Source organism: Methylobacterium sp. NPDC097929 (assembly GCF_049543375.1).
In the GTDB taxonomy this organism is placed as follows: domain Bacteria; phylum Pseudomonadota; class Alphaproteobacteria; order Rhizobiales; family Beijerinckiaceae; genus Methylobacterium.
The window spans coordinates 439,412-453,606 of record NZ_JBMVEP010000003.1 but is presented as its reverse complement, the minus strand read 5'-3'; the positions used below and the strand labels follow the sequence as shown (position 1 = coordinate 453,606).

At 67.2% G+C, this 14,195-nt stretch carries 18 protein-coding genes; 13 read left to right on the top strand and 5 right to left on the bottom strand.

The features are described 5' to 3' along the window. The first annotated feature begins 9 nt into the window (after positions 1-9). Positions 10-921: an MBL fold metallo-hydrolase gene (locus ACPCJR_RS12325; RefSeq protein WP_108939590.1), complete on the top strand. Its 912-nt coding sequence runs from the start codon at positions 10-12 to the stop codon at positions 919-921. A gap of 10 nt (positions 922-931) precedes the next feature. Continuing rightward, positions 932-1,318 carry a rhodanese-like domain-containing protein gene (locus ACPCJR_RS12320; RefSeq protein ID WP_108939591.1) on the top strand — a complete coding sequence of 129 codons (387 nt, stop codon included), beginning with the start codon at positions 932-934 and terminating at the stop codon, positions 1,316-1,318. 273 nt (positions 1,319-1,591) lie between these two features. On the opposite strand, the gene cydB is transcribed toward ACPCJR_RS12320, so the two are convergent. Both cydB and ACPCJR_RS12310 read right to left on the bottom strand, forming a co-directional pair. Beyond that, complete coding sequence (gene cydB / locus ACPCJR_RS12315; protein ID WP_108939593.1) at positions 1,592-2,602, bottom strand: cytochrome d ubiquinol oxidase subunit II; 1,011 nt, start codon at positions 2,600-2,602, stop codon at positions 1,592-1,594. A gap of 13 nt (positions 2,603-2,615) precedes the next feature. Then, on the bottom strand, positions 2,616-4,040 hold the full coding sequence (locus ACPCJR_RS12310) for a cytochrome ubiquinol oxidase subunit I (RefSeq protein ID WP_108939594.1): 1,425 nt from the start codon (positions 4,038-4,040) through the stop codon (positions 2,616-2,618). Between the two features lie 189 nt (positions 4,041-4,229). On the opposite strand from ACPCJR_RS12310, the gene ACPCJR_RS12305 reads away from it, so the two are divergent. After that, positions 4,230-4,880, top strand: coding sequence for a peroxiredoxin (locus ACPCJR_RS12305; RefSeq protein ID WP_108939595.1), 651 nt, complete (start codon positions 4,230-4,232; stop codon positions 4,878-4,880). Then, complete coding sequence (locus ACPCJR_RS12300) at positions 4,880-5,269, top strand: ArsR/SmtB family transcription factor (RefSeq protein ID WP_108939596.1); 390 nt, start codon at positions 4,880-4,882, stop codon at positions 5,267-5,269. Before ACPCJR_RS12305 ends, ACPCJR_RS12300 begins: the two co-directional genes overlap by 1 nt. Before the next feature lie 3 nt (positions 5,270-5,272). Here ACPCJR_RS12300 and ACPCJR_RS12295 read toward each other — a convergent pair whose 3' ends face one another. Continuing rightward, positions 5,273-6,955, bottom strand: coding sequence for a bifunctional protein tyrosine phosphatase family protein/NAD(P)/FAD-dependent oxidoreductase (locus ACPCJR_RS12295; protein ID WP_108939597.1), 1,683 nt, complete (start codon positions 6,953-6,955; stop codon positions 5,273-5,275). 204 nt (positions 6,956-7,159) lie between these two features. Here ACPCJR_RS12295 and ACPCJR_RS12290 point away from each other — a divergent pair, with 204 nt between their 5' ends. The 4 genes from ACPCJR_RS12290 (at position 7,160) to ACPCJR_RS12275 (ending at position 10,244) form a co-directional block, all read left to right on the top strand. Further along, the gene (locus ACPCJR_RS12290; RefSeq protein ID WP_091945285.1) at positions 7,160-7,945 is read left to right on the top strand and encodes a sulfite exporter TauE/SafE family protein; all 786 of its coding nucleotides are present in this window, start codon (positions 7,160-7,162) and stop codon (positions 7,943-7,945) included. A gap of 73 nt (positions 7,946-8,018) precedes the next feature. Continuing rightward, the gene (locus ACPCJR_RS12285; protein ID WP_091945282.1) at positions 8,019-8,231 is read left to right on the top strand and encodes a YgaP family membrane protein; all 213 of its coding nucleotides are present in this window, start codon (positions 8,019-8,021) and stop codon (positions 8,229-8,231) included. A gap of 35 nt (positions 8,232-8,266) precedes the next feature. Further along, positions 8,267-9,151: an MBL fold metallo-hydrolase gene (locus ACPCJR_RS12280; RefSeq protein WP_108939598.1), complete on the top strand. Its 885-nt coding sequence runs from the start codon at positions 8,267-8,269 to the stop codon at positions 9,149-9,151. Positions 9,152-9,185: 34 nt separating this feature from the next. Continuing rightward, positions 9,186-10,244 carry a YeeE/YedE family protein gene (locus ACPCJR_RS12275; RefSeq protein ID WP_108942865.1) on the top strand — a complete coding sequence of 353 codons (1,059 nt, stop codon included), beginning with the start codon at positions 9,186-9,188 and terminating at the stop codon, positions 10,242-10,244. Positions 10,245-10,257: 13 nt separating this feature from the next. Here ACPCJR_RS12275 and ACPCJR_RS12270 read toward each other — a convergent pair whose 3' ends face one another. Continuing rightward, entirely contained in the window at positions 10,258-10,611 is a 354-nt protein-coding gene (locus ACPCJR_RS12270) for an ArsR/SmtB family transcription factor (RefSeq protein ID WP_108939599.1), read from the bottom strand. 46 nt (positions 10,612-10,657) lie between these two features. Beyond that, positions 10,658-11,023, bottom strand: a complete 366-nt coding sequence (locus ACPCJR_RS12265) for a thioredoxin family protein (RefSeq protein ID WP_239681434.1) — start codon at positions 11,021-11,023, stop codon at positions 10,658-10,660. Positions 11,024-11,179: 156 nt separating this feature from the next. On the opposite strand from ACPCJR_RS12265, the gene ACPCJR_RS12260 reads away from it, so the two are divergent. The 5 genes from ACPCJR_RS12260 (at position 11,180) to soxA (ending at position 14,178) form a co-directional block, all read left to right on the top strand. Then, positions 11,180-11,767 (top strand): thioredoxin family protein, encoded by a 588-nt coding sequence (locus ACPCJR_RS12260; protein ID WP_108942866.1) that lies wholly within the window; start codon positions 11,180-11,182, stop codon positions 11,765-11,767. Positions 11,768-11,936: 169 nt separating this feature from the next. Further along, positions 11,937-12,413, top strand: coding sequence for a sulfur oxidation c-type cytochrome SoxX (gene soxX, locus ACPCJR_RS12255; protein ID WP_108939600.1), 477 nt, complete (start codon positions 11,937-11,939; stop codon positions 12,411-12,413). A 33-nt stretch (positions 12,414-12,446) separates the two neighbouring features. Then, positions 12,447-12,905, top strand: coding sequence for a thiosulfate oxidation carrier protein SoxY (gene soxY / locus ACPCJR_RS12250; RefSeq protein WP_108939601.1), 459 nt, complete (start codon positions 12,447-12,449; stop codon positions 12,903-12,905). Positions 12,906-12,947: 42 nt separating this feature from the next. Beyond that, a complete protein-coding gene (gene soxZ / locus ACPCJR_RS12245; RefSeq protein ID WP_108939602.1) occupies positions 12,948-13,277 on the top strand; it encodes a thiosulfate oxidation carrier complex protein SoxZ in 330 nt (109 codons plus the stop codon). A 58-nt stretch (positions 13,278-13,335) separates the two neighbouring features. Continuing rightward, the gene (gene soxA, locus ACPCJR_RS12240) at positions 13,336-14,178 is read left to right on the top strand and encodes a sulfur oxidation c-type cytochrome SoxA (protein WP_108939603.1); all 843 of its coding nucleotides are present in this window, start codon (positions 13,336-13,338) and stop codon (positions 14,176-14,178) included. The last annotated feature ends 17 nt before the right edge of the window (positions 14,179-14,195 follow it).

The window sequence follows — 14,195 nt, the reverse complement described above, 5'->3', positions numbered from 1 at the left end:
AGGCGTTTCATGTCTAACCAGACCATCGAAGCCCTGCGCGGGCATCCCATCGTGACCGGCTTCCATGACGAGCCGACCGGCAGCATCCAGTACGTCGTCGCCGATCCCGGGACGAAGCGCTGCGCCATCATCGACCCGGTGCTCGACTTCGACCCGAAGTCCGGCGCGACCGCGACCCGCTCCGCCGATGCCTTGCTCGCCCACATCGAGCGCGAGGGCTACGAGCTGGAGTGGATCCTCGAAACCCACCCGCACGCCGACCACTTCTCGGCGGCCGGCTACCTGCACGACAAGACCGGCGTCCCGACCGCCATCGGCGAGAAGGTCGTCGACGTGCAGCAGCTCTGGAAGGGGCTCTACAACCTGCCGGACAAGTTCCGGACGGACGGCTCGCAGTGGGACCGGCTCTTCGCCGACGGCGAGCGCTTCCGGATCGGCGACCTCGACGTCGAGGTGATGTTCACGCCAGGCCATACCCTGGCCTCCATCGCCTATCGGATCGGCGACGCCGCCTTCATCCACGACACCTTGTTCATGCCCGACAGCGGCTCGGCGCGGGCCGACTTCCCGGGCGGCAGCGCGCACGCGCTCTGGCGCAGCATCCAGCGCATCATGGTGTTGCCGGACGAGACGCGGCTGTTCACCGGGCACGATTACCGCCCGGACAGGCGCGCGGCGGCCTGGGAAAGCACGGTGGCCAGGCAGCGGGCGGAGAACCCGCATCTGGTCGAGACCCCGAGCGAGGAGGCGTTCGTCCGGATGCGGGAGGCGCGCGACCGTGAGTTGCCGATGCCCAAGCTCATTCTGCATTCTCTGCAGGTGAACATCCGAGGCGGCCGCCTGCCCGAGCCCGAGCCGAACGGCCGCCGCTACCTGAAGATCCCGCTGGACGCCCTCGATGGCGCGGCCTGGGGCGAGTGAGGAGGAAGCCATGACCATGAGAAGCGCGAAGGACCTGGTGGCGCAAGCCAACCGCGAGGTGGAGACCCTGTCGGCCGAGGAGGCGCTCGCCCGCCTCGGCCAGCCCGACACGATGCTCGTGGACGTCCGGGAGGGCGAGGAGGTGGCCAAGACCGGAAGGATCGCCGGCGCCGTCCATGTGCCCCGCGGGTTCCTGGAGTTTCAGACCGACCCGGAGAGCCCGACCCACAAGGCCGAGCTCGGCGGCGGCAGGCGCTTGGTTCTCTACTGTGCCTCCGGCAACCGGTCGGCCCTGGCCGCGAAGGCGCTCAACGACATGGGCCTCGGACCTGTCGCCCATGTCGCCGGCGGTTTCTCCGCCCTGGCCAAGGCCGGCGCAACGGTCGATCCTGAGTGAACATCCGCTCGCCGATCAGGCGGGGCGGCCAAGCCGCGGATTTGGCGTCCGTCACCGGTCGAGGAGGCGGAGGGCCGTGCCGAGGGCGAGCAGGCCACCGAGCTCGACCGCCAGGATCGTACGAGTCAGGAAAGACCATCGTCGTGGCTATCGTATCCGGGGCGATGGTCTAGCGCCCTATCGATTTGAGCATCCATCGCAGCGGCAGAGCCACGGCCGTCAAAGTCGCGACGCTCATCATCCAGAACAGGACAAACCATCCGAACCGACGCATCAGTGATACCCCGCTCCCGCCGTGACCTTGCCGCGGAACAGCCAGTAGACGTAGGCCGTGTACGTCAGCACCAGCGGGATAAGGATCGCAGCGCCGTAAAGTAGGAAGGCTTGGGACTTCGGATGGGTCGCGGCTTGCCAGATCGTAATGCTCGGTGGGACGATGTGGGGCCACATGCTGATGCCGAGACCGAGATAGGAGAGCAGGAAGAAGCCGAGAGCACATAGGAACGGCGAGAGTTCCTCCCGGCGCGCGAGTGCATGGGCGAAGCGCCAGGCGAGCAGACCGACGAGGATCGGAACTGGCGCCCCGATCAGCATGCCGGGCAGGTTGAGCCAGCGGTCCCGGAATGGCCCGCTGATGGCGAGCATCGTCGCCGACACGACCGCGATGCCGACGAGGGTGGCCAAGCCCAGGGGCTTGGCGAGGCGGTATGCGCGGATCTGCAACTCGCCCCCGGTCTTCCAGATCAGCCAGCAAGCACCGAGCAGCCCGTAGCCGACGACGAGGGCGATGCCGGTGAGCAGGGAGAACGGCGTCAGCCAGTCCCACCAGCCGCCGGCATAGGCCCGCCCCTCTACCCGGATGCCCTGGACGAAAGCGCCGAGCGCGATGCCCTGGCAGAAGGCCGCCACAAAGCTGCCCCAGGAAAACGCGCGGTCCCACCAGAGCTGGCCGCGGGGCGTGGCGGCGCGAAAGCGCATCTCGAAGGCGACGCCGCGGAACACCAGAGCGAGCAGCATCAGGATGAGCGGCATGTAGAGCGCCGGCAGGATGGTGGCGTAGGCCAGCGGAAAGGCTGCGAACAATCCACCGCCGCCGAGCACGAGCCAGGTCTCGTTGCCGTCCCAGACGGGGGCCACGGAGTTGACCATCACGTCACGGTCGGACTTGCTCCGGATGGCCGGGAACAGGATGCCGAGGCCGAGATCGAACCCATCCATGGCGACGTAGAGGAACACCGCCGTGGCGATTAGGACCGCCCAGATCAGGGTGAGATCGAGTTCCATCGCAAGCCTCTCCTCACTCGGCTGGATGCAGGCGGGGTTCGGCCCCGACAGCCGGCGCGGCGGTGATGCCGGCGGTGCGAACCGGTTGGTCGGCCGATGGGCCGGGCTCGTGCGGGCGCGGTGCCTGGTTGAACAGGTGGAACAGGTACCAGATTCCCGCCCCCAACACGGCGAAGTAGACCACCGCGAAGGCCGCGAGCGAGGCCGCGACGGCCGGCGCGGCGATGGGTGAGACGCTGTCGGCGGTGCGCAGCAGGCCGTAGACCGTGAAGGGCTGTCGCCCGGCCTCCGTCACGACCCAGCCGGCGGTCACGGCGATCAGGCCGGACGGCCCCATCGCCACGGCGAAGCGGTGCAGCCACGGCTCGTCGTAGAGCTGGCCCTTCCGGCGCAGGTAGAGCGACAGCCCGCCCAGCGCGATCATCAGGAGGCCGAGGCCGACCATCACTCGGAAGGCCCAGAACACCAGCGGCAGGTTCGTCGGCCACGTGTCGCGCGGCAGATCGTTCAGGCCGGTCACCTTCGCGTCGAGGTCGTGGACGAGGTAGAGGCTGGCGAGGCCGGGGATGCCGATCTCGTACTTGGTCTCCCGCGCCTGGGCGTCCGGCCAACCGAACAGGATCGAGGGGGCGCGGGCCACGCTCTCGAAATGGCCTTCCATCGCGGCCACTTTGGCCGGCTGGTGATGGTAGGTGTTGCCGCCGTGCAGGTCGCCGAGCACGAGTTGCACCGGGGCGACGAGCGCCGCCATCCACATCGCCATGGAGAACATCAGCCGGGCGCGGGGATTGGCGCGGTCCCGCAGGAGGTGCCACGCGCCCACCGCGCCGACGATCATCGCGGTGGTGAGGTAGGCGGCGGTGACGGTGTGGGCGAAGCGGTAGGGGAAGGACGGGTTGAAGATGACCGCCCACCAATCCTCGGGCACGAAGCGGCCATCCGCATCGAGTACATGCCCGGCCGGCGTCTGCATCCACGAATTGGCCGAGAGAATCCAGAAGGCCGAGAGCAGCGTGCCGCCCGCCACCAAGCCGGTCGCCAGGAAGTGCAGCCGGCGCCCGACCCGCTCCAGGCCGAACAGCATCACGCCGAGGAAGCCCGCTTCGAGGAAGAAGGCAGTTAGCACCTCGTAGCCGAGCAGCGGCCCGAGCACAGGCGCGGTCCGGTCGGAGAAGACCGACCAGTTGGTGCCGAACTGGTAGCTCATCACCAGCCCGGAAACGACGCCCATGGCGAAGGCGACGGCGAAGATCTTCAGCCAGTATCGGTAGGTGTCGAGATAGACGTCCCGGTCGGTCGCGAGCCAGAAGGCCTCCAGCACGGCGAGGTAGCTCGCCAGTCCGATGGTGAAGGCCGGGAACAGGAAATGCCACACGACCGTGAAGGCGAACTGCGCGCGGGCGAGATCTAATGCGCTCGGGAGAAGATCGGCCGACATCGCTTCTGCCTCCTGCCTGGCATGACGTCTGTAGCCAGTTGGCCCAGACCGAGCGGACACGTTCTCGTCCTGCGCCCCCGCGCTGTCAATTCATTTTATAAAAAACATGCTTCATATGTCAAAAACATATATTGAAACGTTCGGACCCTTTGCGTAGCTTCTCCCGCATCACGCAACGAGCACCCATTGATGAGCATTGAAGTCGATTCCGAAGTCGCCCGGCCTCAACCCGCCGCCCCGCCGATCATCGGCGACGCTGCGCCAAATTTCCGCGCTCGAACCACGATGGGACCACGCACACTCGCATCCTATCGCGGGCGCTGGCTGCTGCTGTTTTCGCATCCGGCCGACTTCACTCCCGTCTGCACCAGCGAATTCGTCGCCTTCGCGCAGTACCATTCACAGTTCCAGGCACTGAATTGCGACTTGCTCGCCCTATCCGTCGACAGCCTGTCCTCGCACCTGGCTTGGACCCAGAGCATCGCGCAGCGCTTCGGCGTCCAAGTCCCGTTCCCGATCATCGAGGATCCGGCCATGGGAATCGCGCGCGCCTACGGCATGCTGCCCGCCGGGGCTCTATCGAGCGCCACGGTTCGGACCACCTTCGTGATAGACCCCACCGGCATCGTGCGCGCCTTGATCGCCTATCCCCTGACCGTGGGGCGCAGCGTCGCCGAGATCCTGCGGCTGCTCCAGGCCCTCCAAGTGAGCGATGCGGCCGACGTCTCGACACCGGAGGGCTGGCAGCCGGACGAGCCGGTATTGGCAAATCCGCCGACCACCAGCGAGGAGGTCGGAGTCTGTGGGACCGACTGGTACTATTGCTTGGGCAGTCTGTGATGGCGTCCGCAACTGACGAGGCGACCGCGGACCGGGTTGCCGATCTGCTAAAGCTGATCGCCAACCCCAACCGTCTGCGTATCCTCTCACTTTTGAAGCAAGGCGAGTGCTCCGTCTCGGAGATCGAGCAAAGCCTAAGTATCCGACAGCCGACACTTTCGCAGCAACTGGGTGAGCTACGCAACGCGGCGGTCGTTGCAACGCGGAGAGAGCACAAGGTTGTGTTTTACAGCCTGAGCGACCCGCGGATGCGCGCGTTGTTGGAGGCGGTAGAGGATATTCTCGTGGTCGGTCGCACCCACCGGCCCGGCCCGGCACGCCTTACCGACGCCCGGACGGGGGCATTCGGTCAGGCTGCGCAGTTCGGACAGATTGGAGACGAGCCATGAGGCTCAGGCGGCCTTATCGACCGCCTGCGGCTTGGCCAGCCATTCCCGGCCCTTGAGCATGGCCTTCCAGTAGATCGGTGGCAGCATCCGTTCCTTCAGGAGCCACGCCATGTGGCTCGGCTTGGTGCCGTCGATCAACCATGCAGGGAAGCTCGGCATCAGCTTGCCGCCGTAGCCGAATTCGGCGAGCAGGATTTTGCCCCGCTCCACGGTCAGCGGGCACGAGCCGTAGCCGTCGTAGGAGACCTCTGGCCCGCGCAGATGGCCCATGTCGACGAGCAGGTTGTGAGCCACCACCGGTGCCTGCTTGCGCGCGGCGGCGGCAGTCTTCGCGTTGGGAGTGTTGCAGGCGTCGCCGAGCGCGTAGATTCCGGGCAGCCGCACATGGCGCAGGCTCGCCGAATCGACCTCGACCCAGCCGGCGCCATCGGCGAGCGGCGAGGCGTGGATGAAGTCGGGCGCCCGCTGCGGCGGCACCACGTGGATCATGTCGAAAGCTCGCTCGACCGTCTCGCTGCCGCCGTCCTCGCTCTTGCGCGAGAACCACGCGCGCTTGGCCGGACCGTCGATCCGCACCAGGGTGTGCTGGAAGTGGAGCCCTGCCTCGTAGCGTCTGACGTATTCCATCAGCGCCGGGACGTACTCCTTCACGCCGAACAGGACCGGGCCGGCATTGTAGAGTTCGACCGCGATGTCCTTGAGCCGTCCCTGGCGCAGCCAATGGTCGGCGGAGAGGTACATCGCCTTCTGCGGCGCGCCTGCGCATTTGATCGGCATTGGCGGCTGCGTGAACACGGCCCGGCCGGAGCGAAGGTTGCGGACGAGGTCCCAGGTATAGGGCGCGAGATCGTAGCGGTAATTCGAGGTCACGCCGTTCCGCCCGAGCGTCTCGGCCAGCCCTTCGATGCCGGCCCAGTCGAGCTTCAACCCAGGCGCGACCACCAGACGGTCGTAGCGAACCGTCCGGCATCCCTCCAGAATCACCGTCTTGCGCTCCGGCTCAAAGGCCGCAACCGCCGCCTTGATCCAGTGCACGCCCTTGGGGATCAGCGAAGCCATGGTCCGAGCCGTGCCTGCGGGGGCGAATACGCCGCCGCCGACCATGGTCCACCCGGGCTGGTAGTAATGGATGTCGGCCGGGTCGATCACGGCAATGTCGAGATCGGGTTTGCGTGCCTTCAGGCTCGCAGCGACGGCGATGCCGCCCGCCCCGCCTCCGACGATGACGACGCTGTGGAAGAGATCCTCCGTTTCCCTCGGCGGTGATCCATTCGCGTCAATGCGCCGGAGCGCGCCGCTCACGTCGTAGCCTGCAGCAGTGGCGGCAGCGGCGATTTCGGTCTTCGCGCCGCCGGCTTTTCCCTCGCTGAGCGCCCACAGCGTCGCGGAGCGGGTGCCCGTGCGGCAATAAGCGAGCACCGGTCTAGGCAGGGTCGCCAGAGCCTCGGCGAATGCATCGACCTCCGCGTCCGATATCGCTCCCGAGACGACGGGCAGATACCGCGCCTCGAGTCCCTGTGCTTGGGCGGCGGCATCGATCTCGGCAAAGCTCGGCTGATCGCCACCCTCTCCGTCGGGCCTATTGCAAATCACGGAGCGAAAGCCCGCCCGGGCCGCTGCCGCGAGTGCATCTGGAACGATCTGGCCGGAAACCGACAGGTGAGAGGCGAGGCGTCTGGCGTCCATAGGAAGGATCCTCATTTCACGTTTATATGATTTGAGTTACGAAAATATGAAAACACAGATTGACACCCCACGCAAGCCACCGCACTGTACGGCCATCGGCGGCGCTCTCGATTCATTAAATTATGAATCAAAGGATTGCTGTCCGCATCGTGACGGCCGAGGCTCGGAAACGCTTCCACCGCGGCGCTTGGAGAACCATTGCCGATGAGCGCACTTCCGGCCGTTCTGTCGGGCACCGGTGTCGGCTTTACCCTTGGCCTGATCGGGGGCGGCGGCTCGATCCTGGCGACCCCGCTGCTGCTCTACGCAGTCGGCCTCGCCCAGCCGCATCTCGCCATCGGGACGGGAGCGCTCGCCGTGGCCGCCAACGCCTTCATGACGCTGGCCGGTCACGCGCGGGCCGGCAACGTGCGCTGGCGCTGCGCCGCCGTCTTCGCCCTCGTGGGTATCATCGGTGCCTTGGCCGGCTCCAGTCTAGGCAAGGCGGTGGACGGACAGCGCCTGCTGTTCTTGTTCGCCCTTCTGATGATCGTCGTTGGGGTCCACATGCTGCGCGGGCGACGGAACCACCCCGGCCCGGCTGAACCGGTCGGTTGCGGCCCGGTGCCGAGCGGAAGGGTCGTTGCCGTGGCCTTTTCGGTCGGAGTGCTGTCCGGCTTTTTCGGGATTGGCGGCGGCTTCCTGATCGTGCCCGGTCTCGTCTTCGCGACCGGCATGCCGCTAATCACGGCCGTTGGCACCTCTTTGCTTGCGGTCGGCGCCTTCGGTCTCGCTACTGCGTTGAACTATGCCCTTTCCGGCATGGTCGATTGGGTGGTGGCGGGGGAGTTTATCGCCGGCGGCATTCTCGGCGGCTTCCTCGGCATGCGGCTCGCAAACCGCCTCGCCGGCTACAAGGGCGTGCTCAACACGGTGTTCGCCGCCGTGATCTTCGTGGTCGCTGGCTACATGCTCTACCGCAACGCCGGTGCGTTCGCCGCGACGTCCTGACCTTCACCGAGGCGGGCGCTCGGTGCCTCGCCCGCTTCGTCAATCATCTCCGGCACCGTTTCGAAGTGCGATCATGACCACCAACGTGGGGAGGGCAGACCGCATGCTGCGCCTAGTCGGCGGCTTCATCGTCGCCGGGCTGGGCCTGACGATGCTCACCGATATCTGGGCTTACGTCGCCGTCGGTATCGGCGTGGTGCTCGCGCTGACCGCGTTGGTCGGTTCCTGCCCCGCATACACGATCCTCGGCCTCAACACCTGCCGCCGCAGGATTTCCGGCGCCTGAACCACGGCAAGCCTTTCACCGACAGGAGACAATCCATGTCCGAACCGATCATCCGCGCCTTCTTCGACGAGCCCACCAACACCGTGAGCTACATCGTGGCCGATCCCGTGACGAAGGCGGCGGCCTTCATCGATCCGGTCCTCGACTACGACCACAACGGCGGCAGCGTCGACACACGCTCGGTCGAGGCGATGCTGAAGGTCGCGACCGAGGAAGGCTATCGCGTGGTCTGGACGCTGGAGACCCACGCCCATGCCGACCACCTCTCCGGCTCACCCTACGTCAAGGCGAAGACGGGCGCGCGAATCGGCATCGGCGAGCATATCCGCGAGGTCCAGAAGATCTTCCGGCCGGTCTTCAATGCCACCGACCTGAGGACCGATGGCAGCGACTTCGACCATCTGTTCACGGACGGCGAGACGTTCGGGATCGGCGACCTGACCATCTCCGTTCTCTACACCCCCGGCCATACGCCGGCCGACATCTGCTACCGCATCGGCAACCACGTCTTCGTCGGCGACACGCTGTTCATGCCCGATTTCGGCACGGCCCGGGCCGATTTCCCCGGCGGGGACGTGCACGCGCTCTACCGCTCGATCCGGCGTCTTCTCGCCCTGCCGCCCGAGACGCGGCTGCACCTGTGCCACGATTACAAGGCGCCGGGGCGGGATACCTATGCCTGGGAGACGACGGTCGCCGAGCAGCGCCGGAGCAACGTCCATGTAAAGGAAGGGGTGAGCGAGGAGGCGTTCGCGGCGATGCGCACGGCCCGCGACGCCACGCTCGCCGCCCCGCGCCTGCTCCTGCCCTCGATCCAGGTGAATATCCGCGCCGGCAGGTTTCCCCCGGCGGAGGCGAACGGCGTACGCTACCTGACGATCCCGGTGAAACTCAACGGTGGCGCCGAGGCCGCCGTTTGACCCTGGATCGCGGATGGGGGACGAACCGGGCGTGATGTTGGAGTTTCTGCCGGCGCATCTCCTCCGCGCCGCTTTCGGCCTCGCTCTGGGCGCCTTGTTGGGTCTCGTCGCCCGGCGCGGGCGGTTCTGCACCCTCGGCGCCGTGGAGGATGCCGTCTACGCCCGCGATCTGCGCCGGGCTCGCGCCTGGATGCTCGCCGCGGGCGTGGCGATCCTCGGCGTGCATCTGTTGGAGGCGTTCGCCGGGCTCGATCTCGCCCGCTCGCTCTATGCCGGCTCCCGTCTCGAATGGGGAGGGCTGATCGTCGGCGGCGTCATGTTCGGGTTCGGGATGGCGCTCGTCGGAACCTGCGGCTTCGGGGCGCTGCTGCGCCTCGGCGGCGGGGATCTGCGCGCCTTCCTCGTGCTGCTGGTGCTGGGCCTGTCCGCCTCCATGGCCATCGGAGGCCTGACCGGTCTCCTGCGCGCACCCGCGACCGAGCCGTTGAGCCTCGACCTCGACGGAGCCGAGGCGCAGCGACTCGGCGCCCTTCTCGGGCTCGACCGGGCGCGGCATGGCCTGCTGGGTCTTGCGGTGGTGGCGTCCGTGACACTCATCGGCGCGGCCCTCGCCGGACGCGACTTCCGGGCGACCCGCCGGCTCCCCTTCGGCGCCCTCGTCGTCGGGAGCGTCATCGTCGGCGGCTGGTGGGTCAACGGCATCCTCGGCGACGATGCGTTCGAGCCGCGCACGCTCGTGTCCTTCAGCTTCGCCCGTCCCGTCGGGGACACGCTCCTCTACGCGATGCTCGCCAGCGGAACGAAGGTCGATTTCGGTGTCGGGTCCGTCCTCGGGGTGATCCTGGGGGCCTTCGCCGCGGCGCGCGGCTCGGGCGAGTTCCGCTGGGAAGCCCCCGACGATGCCCGCGAGGTCGGGCGCCACGTCCTCGGAGCGTTCCTCATGGGGACCGGAGGCGTGACGGCCCTGGGCTGCACCATCGGCCAGGGCCTGAGCGGGCTCTCGACGCTGTCGGTCGGCTCGATGCTCGCCCTCGCCTCGATACTCGTCGGCGCGCGCGCAGGCCTGTACTATCTCGTCGACCGGCACGCCTGAGCGGACGCGCCGCTCACCGACTCCGCGCGTCGCAGAAGGCGCGGTGCAGGGCCGCGATGATCTCGCGGACCTCGGGCCGGGCGAGGGCGTAGTAGATGTTCTTCCCGTCCCGACGCGCCTCCACGAGATCGTCGGCGCGCAGGCGGGCGAGCTGTTGCGACACCGCCGGCTGGCGCAGGTTCAGCAACTGCTCCAGTTCCGAGACGGACCGCTCGCCCTCGACCAGCAGGCAGAGGATCACGAGCCGGGCCTCGTGGGCGAGCGCCTTAAGGAGCTCGCTCGCGTCGCGGGCATTGGCGAGCAGCAGATCGAGGTCGAGCGCGCCCTGCTCCGGGCCGGTCGTCACCGTTTCCGCCTGAAGCGGCATCGTCGCATCCTCTCAAACATGGGCCTCGGGCAACTCCCATGCCCGGTCAAGGCGAAGGCGGCCGCCGGCCGACCAGAGCCTCGATCCGGGCCCAGAAGAAATCCTCTCCGGAATAGCCCTCGATCCGGTCGACTTCGCGGCCCTCCTCGACGAGGACGAAGGTCGGTGTGTAGCGGATCGGGCCCTTCAGCGTGAGTCCGGCGGGAATGCCGTCGCCGAGCGCGACGCGCCGCAACGGCGCGCGCCGCCCGACCTCCGACTTCGGATAGATCGGCCCGATCGTGCGGTTCCAGATCGTGCACCACGGGCAACCCGCCAGTTCGAAGAGCACGAGTTCGGCCGCCATCGCGTTCGAGGCGATGAGAAGGAGGCCGCCCGCCAGGGCCATCACCGATCGGCGCGTCGCTCGCATCACGCGTCCTCGCTCAAGCGCTGTCGGCCATCCACTATATAGCAAAAGGCGAATGTGTTTCGAGTGGCCCTCCTGTCGCCGTTGCCCGCCTCGTCGGCTTCCCCTACACATGCATAAAATCGAATATCGGCCGGGAGGGCTGCCACGATGGCGATCATGCTGACGCGACGCCGGTTGCTGAGTGGCGGTGTCGCGGGGCTGGCGTGCAGCTCCCTTGCCGGCCGGGCCCGGGCTCAGGCCGTCCTCGGTGACGACGGCCTCTATCATCAGCCCTGGTTCCTCGAGAGCTTCCTCGACCTCGCCGACGACCTGCGCGCGGCCGGCGCGCACGGCCGGCGCCTCGCAATCCTGTGGGAACTGCGAGGCTGCCCGTTCTGCAAGCGGCTGCACCAAGTGAATTTCGCCGACGCCGCCGTCAGCCGGTATGTCCGGGAACACTTTGACATCCTGCAGCTCAACATCATCGGCGCCCGGGAGGTCACGGATTTCGACGGCGAGCGCCTGTCCGAGAAGGGCTTCGCCGCAAAGTACGGCGTCTACTCGACGCCGACGGTGCAGTTCTTCGGAGAGACGGTCGAGGCCCTCGCCGGCAAGGCTCCGGCGGAGCGGGAGGTCCTGCGCATGAAGGGCTATGTACCGCCCGAGGAGTTCCGGCGCACCTTCGCCTTCGTGGCCGAGCGCGCCTATGCCGGCACCGATCTCGAAACCTATCTCGACCGTCCGGCACCCCGCGGCGGCGAATAGTTTTATCGCCGGCGGCTCGCGACGTAGAAGTTTTTTTCTTGACTCGGACGGCGCCCCGGTCAAACTTGCAATAATTCGCATATGTCGATGGGTTGAGGCCCGGCGACGCAGCGAGCGGTCGGGACCGACCGCGCAAGCCGCACCAGACGGCACACCGAGGAAACGCCAGATGCGCAGGCAGATCCATGCCTTGGCGGTCGCGGGAGCTTGCGCTCTGGCGACGACCGCCGCATCGGAGACGGGTTCGGGCGGCCTCGCGCCGTTCCGGATCGTCGCCGCCGACGGGACGGACGCCGTTCCCGATCCCCTCACCGACAAGGCCGGGGACGCCGCCGCCGGCGTCAAGGTCGTGGTGAACCGCCGTCAGGGCAATTGTCTCGGCTGCCATCAGGTCTCGTCGCTCAAGACGGAATCGTTCCACGGCGAGGTCGGACCTTCCCTCGACGGCGTCGCCGGCCGCTGGAGCGCGGCGCATCTGCGCATGATCGTGGTCAATCCGAAGCACGTCTTCGGCGAAGCGACCGTGATGCCGGCCTTCTACCGGATCGACGGATTGAGCCGTGTCCGCGCCGAGTTCCAGGGCAAGCCGATCCTCACCGCCCAGCAGGTCGAGGACGTGGTCGCCTACCTCACCACCCTCAAGTGATCCAACCCTGACGTGACCCGGGAGCCGCTTCCGATGAGAAACGCAATGAACCGCCGCCAAGCCCTGGCCCTGGGCACCGGCGCCGTCCTGGCCGCGACGCTGTCCCTGCGCGCCGGGCCCGCGCGTGCGGCCAAGAACAACAGCGAGGAAGCCATCAAGGCGTTCACCCGCGGCAAGGAGCCGGTCAGGGGGAAGGTCAGACTCGAACTCCCCGAGATCGCCGAGAACGGCAACACCGTGCCGATGACGGTGAGCGTCGATGTGCCGATGACGGAGGAGAGCTTCGTCGAGGAGGTGATGATCGTCGCCGAAGGCAATCCGAACCCCGGCGTCATCAGCTTCCATTTCTCGCCGTCGAGCGTCGCCGAAGCCAACACGCGCATCCGCCTCGCCGAGACCCAGAACGTCGTCGCGATCGCCCGCATGAACGACGGCTCGGTCTTCAGCGACGTCCGCCAAGTGAAGGTCACCATCGGCGGCTGCGGCGGCTGACGTCTGGACGAACAAGAGACAGCACGAGACCCGGAGGACGACATGGCAGACGTGAAACCGCGGATCAAACTGGACAAGAAGGACATCGCCAAGGGCGGCGTCATCGAGGTGAAGACGCTTGTGTCGCACACGATGGAATCGGGTCAGCGCAAGGACAAGGATGGCAAGACCATCCCGCGCAAGATCCTGAACGCCTTCAGCTGCGACCTGAACGGAAAGACGATCTTCAGCGCCAATATGGAGGGCGCCGTATCGGCCAACCCCTACTTTCAATTCAAGATCAAGCCCGCCGAGTCGGGAACCTTGACCTTCACTTGGACCGACGACGACGGCTCCAAAATCCAGGCCACGGAGCAGATCAAGGTCTCGTGACGCCTACCCGGGGCGTCCCGCCCCGCAGCGCCCGCCAACGCCCGAGTCGGAGCCCCCCATGCCGTCCGTTCCCCTTCGCCTGGCCTTGGCCGCCGCCGTGATCCTGACTTCCGCCGTCGCGCCGCAGGCGCAGGACGGCGCGGAGCGGCCGGCTTGGCAGGGACACGGCATCACGCCGCAAAGCCCAGATTCCCCGTTCGATCAGGTCGTCTCGGGCCTGTATTTCCGCTCGAAGGAGACGCAGGCCATGCAGGCCGACGACTTCAACAATCCGGGCTTCCTCGCCGTGGAGCAGGGCGAGGAACTCTGGTCGAAGATCGACGGGGCGGCGGGCAAGTCCTGCGCGAGCTGCCACAACGAGGCGGCCACCTCCATGAAGGGCGTCGCGGCCGCCTATCCGAAGTGGAACGAGAAGCTTGGGAAGCCGGTCAACCTCGAACAGCGGATCGACCTCTGCCGCAAGGGGGCGATGAAGGCCGAGCCCTGGGCCTTCGGCTCGCCCGAACTCACCGCCATGACGACCTACCTTCGCAACCAGTCCCGCGGCATGCCGGTCGCCGTGAAGGTCGACGGGCCGATGACGCCCTGGTTCGAACGCGGCAAGGCCCTCTACTACCAGCGCAACGGCCAGCTCGACCTCGCCTGCGCGAGTTGCCACCAGTCGAACCACGGCAAGTATCTGCGCGCGGATTTCCTCAGCCAGGGCCAGAGCAACGGTTTTCCCGTCTACCGTCTGCGCGACCAGCGCCTCGTGCCGCTGCACGAGCGCATGGAGGGCTGCATGCAGGACGTGCGGGCCACGCCCTTCAAGCCGCTCTCCGACGAGTTCGTCGCCCTCGAAACCTACGTCGCTTGGCGCGGCCTCGGCCTTCCGGTCGAGACGCCTGCCGTCCGCAACTGAGCGCGGGGACGCGAACC

What these genes read in the sequence shown, in the direction of transcription:
- ACPCJR_RS12295 (WP_108939597.1), bottom strand. Translation starts at nt 6,955, where the DNA reads ATGGACGCCAGACGCCTCGCCTCTCACCTGTCGGTTTCCGGCCAGATC.
- soxA (WP_108939603.1), top strand. Translation starts at nt 13,336, where the DNA reads ATGCCGTCCGTTCCCCTTCGCCTGGCCTTGGCCGCCGCCGTGATCCTG.
- ACPCJR_RS12260 (WP_108942866.1), top strand. Translation starts at nt 11,180, where the DNA reads ATGCTGACGCGACGCCGGTTGCTGAGTGGCGGTGTCGCGGGGCTGGCG.
- ACPCJR_RS12270 (WP_108939599.1), bottom strand. Translation starts at nt 10,611, where the DNA reads ATGCCGCTTCAGGCGGAAACGGTGACGACCGGCCCGGAGCAGGGCGCG.
- ACPCJR_RS12305 (WP_108939595.1), top strand. Translation starts at nt 4,230, where the DNA reads ATGAGCATTGAAGTCGATTCCGAAGTCGCCCGGCCTCAACCCGCCGCC.
- ACPCJR_RS12325 (WP_108939590.1), top strand. Translation starts at nt 10, where the DNA reads ATGTCTAACCAGACCATCGAAGCCCTGCGCGGGCATCCCATCGTGACC.
- ACPCJR_RS12300 (WP_108939596.1), top strand. Translation starts at nt 4,880, where the DNA reads ATGGCGTCCGCAACTGACGAGGCGACCGCGGACCGGGTTGCCGATCTG.
- ACPCJR_RS12285 (WP_091945282.1), top strand. Translation starts at nt 8,019, where the DNA reads ATGACCACCAACGTGGGGAGGGCAGACCGCATGCTGCGCCTAGTCGGC.
- ACPCJR_RS12320 (WP_108939591.1), top strand. Translation starts at nt 932, where the DNA reads ATGACCATGAGAAGCGCGAAGGACCTGGTGGCGCAAGCCAACCGCGAG.
- soxY (WP_108939601.1), top strand. Translation starts at nt 12,447, where the DNA reads ATGAGAAACGCAATGAACCGCCGCCAAGCCCTGGCCCTGGGCACCGGC.
- ACPCJR_RS12275 (WP_108942865.1), top strand. Translation starts at nt 9,186, where the DNA reads ATGTTGGAGTTTCTGCCGGCGCATCTCCTCCGCGCCGCTTTCGGCCTC.
- soxZ (WP_108939602.1), top strand. Translation starts at nt 12,948, where the DNA reads ATGGCAGACGTGAAACCGCGGATCAAACTGGACAAGAAGGACATCGCC.
- cydB (WP_108939593.1), bottom strand. Translation starts at nt 2,602, where the DNA reads ATGGAACTCGATCTCACCCTGATCTGGGCGGTCCTAATCGCCACGGCG.
- ACPCJR_RS12290 (WP_091945285.1), top strand. Translation starts at nt 7,160, where the DNA reads ATGAGCGCACTTCCGGCCGTTCTGTCGGGCACCGGTGTCGGCTTTACC.
- ACPCJR_RS12265 (WP_239681434.1), bottom strand. Translation starts at nt 11,023, where the DNA reads ATGCGAGCGACGCGCCGATCGGTGATGGCCCTGGCGGGCGGCCTCCTT.
- ACPCJR_RS12280 (WP_108939598.1), top strand. Translation starts at nt 8,267, where the DNA reads ATGTCCGAACCGATCATCCGCGCCTTCTTCGACGAGCCCACCAACACC.
- ACPCJR_RS12310 (WP_108939594.1), bottom strand. Translation starts at nt 4,040, where the DNA reads ATGTCGGCCGATCTTCTCCCGAGCGCATTAGATCTCGCCCGCGCGCAG.
- soxX (WP_108939600.1), top strand. Translation starts at nt 11,937, where the DNA reads ATGCGCAGGCAGATCCATGCCTTGGCGGTCGCGGGAGCTTGCGCTCTG.